The organism is Nocardia sp. NPDC051570 (assembly GCF_044454005.1).
GTDB lineage: Bacteria > Actinomycetota > Actinomycetes > Mycobacteriales > Mycobacteriaceae > Nocardia.
This window is the reverse complement of the sequence record NZ_JBITDI010000006.1, coordinates 198,320-207,453: the sequence shown is the minus strand read 5'-3', so window position 1 is coordinate 207,453 and position 9,134 is coordinate 198,320. Positions and strand designations below refer to the sequence as shown.

Genomic DNA, 9,134 nt, shown 5'->3' with positions numbered 1-9,134 from the left:
GGCGGGCTCCTTCGCGGGTGGTTTTTTTTTTTTTGGGGGGGGGGGGCCCCCCCCCCCCCCCCCCCCCCCCCCCCCGCGACATCTGGGTGGCTGAAGCACCAGCATACGAACCGGGATGTGCTGGTCACCGGCCCGGAGATCGTCATCCGTGCCGTTCGGGCACGCGCTCGCCCATCGACCAGCGGGGGAGTGTGATGCGGGGCCCGGTCGGGTTCGTCAGCGATCTTCGCGCGCGAGAAGTAGCTCTTCTTCCCGGGCGAAAGAGCCGCAATAGGGCCGTAGCAGGATTTCAGAGCGTGTGGCCGCCCGGTCGAGGTTGCTGTCCGCCGGTGCATCTGCGGTGCGTCGGAGGTTCGAGCTCCTGGGGCCGCACGTACAGCATCCACAACAAATCGGGCGCGCGGTGCTGCTGATGTCGGCATGAACTGGCACCGTCGATGCTGGGTTCGTTCCTGGGGTACGCGCAGGGTGGCGGATCGACTGCCGCCGTGTTCGTCCTGGATGCGGCCCCGATTGACGCAAGGCGCGCAACCCAACCTCGGATGATGAGGCGGTACGAATGCGGTGGGACCAATCTGGCCCTTGTGCAATCGTCAGAGATCACTGTCGGGCACCAGGACAGCTTTGATGACTTCACCGCTTGTGGTGTCCCCGTTCCGCATGCGCGATCTCGGGTGCCTGATCACTGAGCACGCCGACACCCACACCGCGCTCGCCTACCGCCTGGCGACCGACGCGCTGGATTCCGCGCCCGCGCACGCTTTCCATGACCGCCCCCTGCTCGACGGCGACGCACACACAGTGCAACTCCGTCGCCCGAACCGTCCTCGGCCCCCTCGTCGACCCTACCCAGCGGCATCTACTCAAAGGACTGGCCGCCTATCTGGCGGACCCCTCGGCCACCGCCGCTGCCGAACACCTTCACCCCCAAACCCTGCGCTGCCGACTGCGCCGCGCCGTCGAACTCACCGACCGCGACCCCCGCGACCCTTGGCAGCGCCTCACCCTCGACATCGCCTGCACCATCACCGCCCCGCTCCGAGGCACTCCCCGCCCGGGCGGCGGAGAGGTTTCCTGGAGCCCCACACACTGAACCCTGCTCATGGGACCGGCCCACGACCCGTGTGGCCGCCGAATGACGACCTTCCAGGGGTTCGCACGGCACCCGCTCTTCGGTGGCTGGAATGGTATTGCTGCCGAATGATATTCGGCACGCGAGGCTGGGGGAGTCGGCGGGACGTACTGCAATCGGCGATACCGTGCGTTGAGAGATACTGTCGCCCAAGGGAAACTGGTTGCCAGCCCCGTGCTGTACCGACACACTGCTCATGTGGACGACGAGACCTCGGTCGACGAACTCATCCTCACCGAGAAAATCGGCCGAGCGCCCCTTGGCATCAGGGCAGAACTGGGCTGCAGCATTCATGAGGCTATCGACGAATTCCAGCGGCGCTATGACCGACTGCGCACCGACCGGCCGGACTAGTTCACGCCGCCGCCCGAAGAATACGGCCGTAACGTGCACACGTAAGCGGCATGTGCGCGTGTTGGCAGACACGCAAACAGGTTGCGATTCGGTCGACCCGCACGCATCAAGATTCAGGGCCCGGCGCGCGGTCGCCGTCACCGATCTCGTCGTCGATCCAGATGAATGATCGTCCGCAGCCCGTTCGATCAATGTGCGGGCGCTCCAGATGAGCGCTGACGTCGTGTGCGGTCACGCGGGAGAATTGGGACCGGATGATCGCCGTGAACCTCACCGGTGTGTGGCTGTGCATGAAATATGGACTCGCACAGATGCTCTCGCAGGGTGGTGGCGGCACGATCGTCAATGTCGCGTCCGTTGCGGGGCTTCCGCCGCAGTCAGACTATTCCGGCCACACTCGTGCCCACGTTGAGAGCGGAATCGGCTCGGTGCACAACATCTTTCTGATCGAAAGCACGAAAAGGCAGTCGTACGAAGACCATTCCAGCAACCATTCGAATCCGCTTTACGCGGTTGATTCGTCAATTTCGCCGTAAACACCTGTACCACCAAAGTGACGGTCGCCCGATCGGTACGCGACAAGCTCTTGCTGCTACACATTGTCACTGATATCCTCCGATGAGATGACCAGTCGTCTTGAGGAGAAGTCCGATGGCATTAGTTACTGGGAACGATTCGAATACTGGCGTACGCAGGAGCGATACCGAACAGGTTGAGCCGGTCTGGTACGACTCGGCGGTGCGACCACCCGGCCCGGCCGGTCGAGTGACGCCGCTATTGATGAGACTCCTCGGTGAGGTGACCGAGGATACGGCACCGCCGCCGCGACTGCCGAGGTTCGCCCCGCCGTCGCGAAGCCGGTTCGGCCGTGGTTGTGTGCATTACGGCATCATGATTCCGGATTTGCCGCCGCCGCACCATTTCATGGCGAATATGACGGTGATCGGCTATTCGGGATGGCGAGCGTGGGACGACGACAGTGCTCTACAGGGCACTGCGCGGGGCACTGCCATCGTGGGCCACGGCACCGCCGCGACCACCCATGATCCGTTCAGCTCGCACGGGGCCTCGGAGTGCGACTTCGCCCCGGACGGCAGCATGCTGTGTTTCGGCGACGACTACACGATCAGTGGGCGCTACCCGAACTTCCGGCTGGTCAGCACGCGCCGAGGATTCGGCGTGGATCTGGCGCTCACCGCCACCGGTGAGGTCAGCTGGTTCGCCAACAGCCGGTTTTACCAACATCTTTCGCTGCTGACCCGCTACCAGGGCAACATTATGCACAACGGCGCCGACAGTGCGGTCGCCGGGCTGTGTACCTTCGAATACGGTACCGGTCTCGCGCCCTACATGATCGCGTCGCGACCGTTGCCCCCGCGACTGAAGTTGCCCAACGACTTCTTCACCTACCACGTGATCAACCTCGATACCGACACCCAGCTGCTGCTCGTGGTAGTAGGGACATTCGGTCGGCAGCCGGGTGTTGTCGGTGCCTGGCTGCGGACAGTCGGTGGTGGCGCGAAACGGCTGGGGACGACGGTCCGATTCGAAGTCCTCGATTACCGACCCGAACCGGTGGTCGGGCACGACGGACAACCGATGGCGGTACCGTCGAGCTTCACGTGGACCATCCGCGACGGCCACACCGTGCTCGCGCGTCTGATGGGCACCGTCGATACCCAGTGGCTCCATGCGGGCATGGGCAATATCGCCGGCTACAAACTCTTCGGCGAATTCGACGGCCGCGTTCTCACTGGGCGCGGTTATCTCGAATACTCCGATCGCCGTCACGGACGTCCGTGAAGGAGTAGACGTGACGAGTCCACGGTTCGTTCTCGACCCCGTCGACGAGACATTCTTCGACACCGCGCCGCTGCGATGGAGGTTTCCGATAGACCTGGCGGCCGATCCCGACCAGGTATGGGCCGGGCTGACTGCCAGGAGACCGTTGTGGTGGTGCCGGATGCTGACAGACGTGCGGTTCGTCAACGATCCACCGTACGGGCCGGGTGCAGCCCGGACGGTCGAACTCGGACGAACGCTGCGCATGGAAGAACATTTCTTCCGCTGGGAGGAGCACCGGCGGCGCCACAGCTTCTACGTCACCCGCGCCAACCTGCCGTTGTTCGCATCCTTCGCCGAGGATTATCGGGTCGACGCCACAGCACGCGGCAGCCGATTCGTCTGGACCTTTGCCATGGCGCCTCGACGCGGCTTCACCGCCTCGTCGGCTATCGGTAGACCGATGACCTGGGCACTGCTCGCGTCACTGGTGCGCGACACCAGCCGTTATTTCGGCTCGGGAACCGTAACCCGACCCAGCTCGACCGCACCCCGGATCGGCACCGACCGCTGAGTCGGCGGATCGACGGAATCGCTCCGATCAGCGTGAGCGGAAAGACTCCCGATATCGACTGTGGCCCGGCGGTCGAAAAATGAATACAAGCCATTCCCGCACAGAAGTTACCAGTGACCCGGAAATGAGATCGGAAGTAATGACTCTCTTGAACGCCTGACCCGCATTGCGGCCTCGCCCGACACTGATTGCCGAATAGCCCGACGTGAAATCCCGCTTGATGGAAGTGGATGATGGTGATGGTTGATCAGCGTGTTGACATGGTTGGCGCATCGGGTGTCCGGCCCGCGTTGGTGATCGATGCGGGTGTGATACCGACCGCGTTGGGTCCTGCGCCATGGGGTTCGCGATTGCTGGGGCCGGCCGAGGAGTCCGAGGTAACGAAGCGGATTCGGGTGCAGCTGTTGCTCACGGGTGGCCTGATCGCGGTGAACCTCATCGGTGTCGCGATGGCGATTCTGCTGATTGCGTTCGTGTTGCCCGGGCCCACGTTGTTCATCGATCGATTGGCGCCACTGAATTTCGTGGGGGTGCCGGTGGCCGCGACCACAGCGGTCGTGATCGGAACACTGTGGGGCACGGTGTCCGGTCTGCGGGCGCTGCGCTGGGCGATCAATCCGACTCATGTGCCGACCGAGGCCGAGCAGATCGCGTCCGCCGGCGTCCCACGACGCCTGGTACTCCTGCAGGCGCTACTGTGGTCGATCGGCGCGGCGGTGCTGACACCGCTCTACGCCGCCGCCGAGCCGGCACTGGTGCCGGACTTCGTGCTCGGCATCAGCTTCTCCGCCACCGTCGTCTGCACTAACAGCTACCTGATCGCCGAATTCGCGCTGCGGGTGGTGACCGCCAAGATATTGAACAATGCGGCGCCGTCGAGGCGGCCCGGGATCGGCATCTTCGGACGGTCGATGCTGGTCTGGATACTCGGCAGCGGAGCTCCGGTGGCGTTGTCCATGGTCGTGGCGGTGCTGGCGCTGAGCGGAATCGAGGTCAGCACCGACCGGCTGGCGGTGTGCATGCTCTCGATGGGAGGCGCGATACTGGGCTTCGGGCTGCTGCTGATCACCTTGAACCTGTCGGCCATCGTCGCCCCGATCCGCGCGGTGCGCGATGCGATGCGCCGGGTCGAGGACGGCGATCTCGATGTCGCGGTCAGCGTCTACGACGGCACCGAATCAGGGGAACTGCAAAGCGGTTTCAACCAGATGGTGACGGGATTGCGTGAGCGCGAACAGATTCGGGATCTGTTCGGCCGCCACGTCGGCCACCACGTCGCGGACGCGGCCATCGGGCACGATCCGCAGCTGGGCGGGCGGGAAACCGAAGCCGCCACCTTGTTCATCGATATCATCGGGTCCACCACGATGATCGCCACGCAGCCGGCCGAGGAGATCGTGGATATTCTCAACGAGTTCTTCGGAATCGTGGTCGACGAGGTCGAACGCCGCGGCGGGCTGCTCAACAAGTTCGAGGGCGATGCCGCACTCGCCGTCTTCGGTACCCCGACACCCCTGCCCGACGCCGCCGGCGCCGCACTGGAATCGGCCCGCGCCATCCAGGACCGGTTGGCGCACAACAAATCCACCTTCACCGCCGGCATCGGCGTGTCAGCCGGTCGGGTGATCGCCGGCAATGTCGGCGCCGATCACCGCTACGAATTCACTGTCATCGGCGACCCGGTGAACGAGGCCGCCAGACTTTGTGAACTTGCCAAGCGCGACCCCGCCCGAATCCTTGCCGCCGCAACCACCGTCGCCTCCGCGGACCCGGTCGAGAAGACCCATTGGCGACCCGCGGAAATAGTCATACTCCGCGGCCGCACCCAGCACACTCGACTCGCCCGCCCGGACCGATACGCCCAGCCCGAACCATCAGTGGATGAAGCATGAACGCAACGATTATCTATCGCTGCACCTCGGAGGGGCGACGACAATGAATGACAGTGATGTCGACGCGGATCGTGCACCGGTCGAAAACCGATGCACCATCGGCTATCTGGTCTCACTCGGCGGACCCTCCACCGGCCCAGTCCTGTTCGGGATCCCGCTCCGACCACGAACCACCGAACTGGACAATTCATATGTTCCATAGGGAGGAGATCAGTGTGGATGACGAGCTCGAACGATGGAAAGCCGACGGTGCGCACTTCGACTATCTCGGCTTCACCGTCTTCTACCGCAAAGCCGGTACCGGGCCCAATCTGCTTCTGGTGCACGGCTATCCGTTCAGTTCCTGGGATTGGGCGGCGATCTGGCCGGGACTCACAGAACGATTCACCGTCATCGCGCCGGACATGCTGGGGATGGGCTTCTCGGACAAGCCGGTCGACTACGAGTATTCCGTACACGATCACGCCGACATGCACGAGGCTCTGCTGGAACATCTCGGTATTCGCAGTTGCCACCTCATCGCTCATGACATCGGAGTCTCCGTCGCTCAGGAACTACTCGCCCGCCACGACGGAAACGAGCAATCCACGGCCCCGTTCCGGATCGACTCGATCACCTGGCTGAACGGCGGCCTGTTCAACGAGGTCTACCGCCCCAGGTTGGTCCAAACGCTGCTGTCGAAGACTCCGCTGGGTGATGTCGTCGCCAGATACTGGCGGGTATTGATGCCCGGCGTCCTGATGAACGCGGCTGTCCGGGAGTTGTTCGGCCCGGACACCAAGCCGTCGAACGAATCGCTGGAGAAGTTCCGCCAAGTCTTGGAGTACAACAACGGCAAGAGGGTCACCCACAAAGTCGGGCGATTTGTGCGAGACCGGTACCATCACCGCAACCGGTGGGTCCGGGCGATGCGCCGGACTCGGGTGCCCATGAGACTGATCGACGGTCCCTACGACCCCAACTCCGGTCAGCACATGGCCGACCGCTACATCGACATCATCCCCGATCCGGACGTCGTCCTCTTGGCGCCCACCATCGGCCATTGGCCGCAGATCGAAGACCCGAACGGCGTCCTGACCCACTTCCTCCGACATATCGACAACATCGGCAAACCCGAACCGATGAACCAGTAATCACGTCGATTCTCGGCCGCAGCCATACGGCGCGGGGAAGTCGTTTTCGGGTTCGTCACCCGTCCTGTCCTTCGTGACCCGGGTCGGGCACCAGCAGCTTGTCGAATGTGGTGTCGAAGAAGACCTGCAGTGGTGCATCGTTCTTCGTCGCGAGGGCGTGGATCAGCGCGCCTTCCCATGATTGGACGATGTACTCGCCGAGGGAGCGGGGGTCCAGCCCGGCCGAGATCGCGCCCTCGGCCTGAGCTTCGGCGAGAACCGCGCCGACGACTTCTCCCCAGCTGTTGAACAGGGCGGTGAGTGTGGCGCGAGTCTGCTCGCTGTGATCGGCAATCTCGGTCGCGAACGCCCCCATCAAACAGCCGCGCCGATACCCGGACGCGACAAAGATGTCGCGATGGGCTTCGAAATGCGCACGCACCCGTTCGACGGGTCCACCGACGGTCTTGTCGAACAGCAGCGCAAACGGGCTTTCCGCGGCGTAACGAAGCAGGGCGGCAACAGCCATCGCCTCTTTACTGCTGAAGTAGTTGTAGAACGACCCCTTGGGTACACCCGCCACCGCGGTGATCTGCCCGATACCGGTGCCGTGGTAACCCTGGGAGTGAAATAAATCCAGGGCCGCCACGAGCAGGCGTTCGGGCACTGTATCCACAGTCATTCAGAACTCTCCTTGTCGTCAGGTCTTCGGCAGTTCCGCAGACGACCTCATCCGGCATTACCGCTTCGACCAACCAGCCAGGCAGCACCATGCGATTCCGTAAAACCAGGAAACGTCGTGAAGTCGGCCAGGAAACCGCCCTTGTAGTGGCAGCCCGAGATGCAGTTCTCGCAGATCACGGTGCCGTAACAGGCCGATTGGGGACCGCATTAGCTCGATTCGCTGGTCGAGATACCCTCCCGCCCGGCCGGACCGATGCGGCCGCCATGCCATATCGCCGAGTCGTCGACCAGTGCGAACCAAGCCCGGCCGCGAACTGTTGGCATGGCTGCGACATACGAGACGGCCGGTCATATTACAACTGTAGCCGCAAATCTGGAACAATCAGGACGGTCCTTGGAGGGATCGAGATCGGCCGCGAGGGCACGGTTGCCATCCCGTACCGCCCTTTCATCGCGATACCGCGCTGGCGGCCTATACCGGCGACCTTTCGGTAGGCGCAGACGCCGCCGAAGCGTTCTATTGCCGGGATTTGCATCGACGGTAGTCGGAGCGTGCCTGTCCGAATCGCGTCCGCGCGCGGGACGCGTGGTCGCCAGGCTCGGCCTGATCGTCACATCGGTGCTCGCCACGCTGGCCGTGTACGGATCCTTCGACGTGGCCGGCACAGTGGGAGTCGCTGCGCTGGTTTACGGAATAACCACTTTCGTTCCCAACCCCCATACCGGCGGCTCAACCGCGCGGAAAAACCAGGTCAGCTGGGGTGTCTGTGTCGATCGCGCGGCCAACCCGGGCCAGTGTGACGAAGCGCCATAACTATCAACTTGCTCAGGCTGACTGTCGCCAGCTGCGCTGATCCTCCGCTCGGCGACCCGGCCGATCGCGGCCTCGAGCGGTCCCGCGGTCGCCGATTCGGCGACACGCTCTTCAGAGCAATCGTGAAATGTGTTCCTGCCCTGTGAGACCGACCAGCCACACGTGTACAGCGGTGGCGCGGAGTTCCTGCAGCGTTTTGTCGTCCTGGCTGTCGAGTGCTTGGAACCATAGCTCGAACATTGCCGCCGCCACACCGCGGCCGGCGAAGGCGGGAAGTGTGGGCAAGCTCGGGTCCAGACGGCGAACGTGGGCGGCGAGTGCGTCGAATTGCGTCTCGAGTTTCCGTACGAATACCAGGCGTAGTTCGAGCCCCGCGGAACCTGCCGCGTAAAGCTCGAGAAGCCAGGCCCTGGCGGCAACCGGCTCGCGGCGCATCAGCTCGATCAGCATGTCGGTAACCCCGGAGAGCGCAGCGAGCGGAGTGGGCGCGGCGACAGCGATCTCGACAACGTTGGCGAGCACATCGTTGCCGAATTCTTCGCACGCGGCCAGGAAACACTGCTCCTTATCGGCGAACAACGCGTAGATCGCCGTGCGCGACACCCGCGCCTGTGCGGCGATGTCGCCGATCGAGGTGTTCGGATAGCCCTGGCGCCCAACGACATCCAGCGCGGCCCACAGAATCCGGCTGCGCTGGGAGTCTGCCACCTGCTCGCGAGTCAGTTTGTGCGGCCCGCTGGGCAAGCGGTCCGGCTTGGCTCCGGCGGTACGTTGACGAGTCACGTACAGA

9 protein-coding genes are annotated in these 9,134 nt (G+C 63.7%); 7 read left to right on the top strand and 2 right to left on the bottom strand.

Annotated features, from left to right (window positions below):
* Window positions 1-766 precede the first annotated feature (766 nt).
* The 7 genes from ACIA76_RS17125 to ACIA76_RS17095 all read left to right on the top strand — a co-directional run bounded on the left by ACIA76_RS17125 (window position 767) and on the right by ACIA76_RS17095 (window position 6,867).
* The gene (locus ACIA76_RS17125) at window positions 767-1,093 is read left to right on the top strand and encodes a helix-turn-helix domain-containing protein (protein WP_397152767.1); all 327 of its coding nucleotides are present in this window, start codon (window positions 767-769) and stop codon (window positions 1,091-1,093) included.
* A 237-nt stretch (window positions 1,094-1,330) separates the two neighbouring features.
* Entirely contained in the window at window positions 1,331-1,486 is a 156-nt protein-coding gene (locus tag ACIA76_RS17120; RefSeq protein ID WP_397152766.1) for a hypothetical protein, read from the top strand.
* 215 nt (window positions 1,487-1,701) lie between these two features.
* Window positions 1,702-2,022 (top strand): SDR family NAD(P)-dependent oxidoreductase, encoded by a 321-nt coding sequence (locus ACIA76_RS17115; protein WP_397153060.1) that lies wholly within the window; start codon window positions 1,702-1,704, stop codon window positions 2,020-2,022.
* A gap of 244 nt (window positions 2,023-2,266) precedes the next feature.
* The gene (locus ACIA76_RS17110) at window positions 2,267-3,289 is read left to right on the top strand and encodes a DUF6670 family protein (RefSeq protein ID WP_397152765.1); all 1,023 of its coding nucleotides are present in this window, start codon (window positions 2,267-2,269) and stop codon (window positions 3,287-3,289) included.
* Complete coding sequence (locus ACIA76_RS17105; protein WP_397152764.1) at window positions 3,177-3,842, top strand: SRPBCC family protein; 666 nt, start codon at window positions 3,177-3,179, stop codon at window positions 3,840-3,842. The genes ACIA76_RS17110 and ACIA76_RS17105 overlap by 113 nt, the downstream gene beginning before the upstream one ends.
* Before the next feature lie 260 nt (window positions 3,843-4,102).
* Entirely contained in the window at window positions 4,103-5,734 is a 1,632-nt protein-coding gene (locus tag ACIA76_RS17100; RefSeq protein WP_397152763.1) for an adenylate/guanylate cyclase domain-containing protein, read from the top strand.
* A gap of 215 nt (window positions 5,735-5,949) precedes the next feature.
* Window positions 5,950-6,867: an alpha/beta fold hydrolase gene (locus tag ACIA76_RS17095; protein WP_397152762.1), complete on the top strand. Its 918-nt coding sequence runs from the start codon at window positions 5,950-5,952 to the stop codon at window positions 6,865-6,867.
* Window positions 6,868-6,922: 55 nt separating this feature from the next.
* Here ACIA76_RS17095 and ACIA76_RS17090 read toward each other — a convergent pair whose 3' ends face one another.
* Window positions 6,923-7,513 carry a TetR family transcriptional regulator C-terminal domain-containing protein gene (locus ACIA76_RS17090; RefSeq protein WP_397152761.1) on the bottom strand — a complete coding sequence of 197 codons (591 nt, stop codon included), beginning with the start codon at window positions 7,511-7,513 and terminating at the stop codon, window positions 6,923-6,925.
* A gap of 942 nt (window positions 7,514-8,455) precedes the next feature.
* The gene (locus ACIA76_RS17085; protein WP_397152760.1) at window positions 8,456-9,088 is read right to left on the bottom strand and encodes a TetR/AcrR family transcriptional regulator; all 633 of its coding nucleotides are present in this window, start codon (window positions 9,086-9,088) and stop codon (window positions 8,456-8,458) included.
* Window positions 9,089-9,134 lie beyond the last annotated feature (46 nt).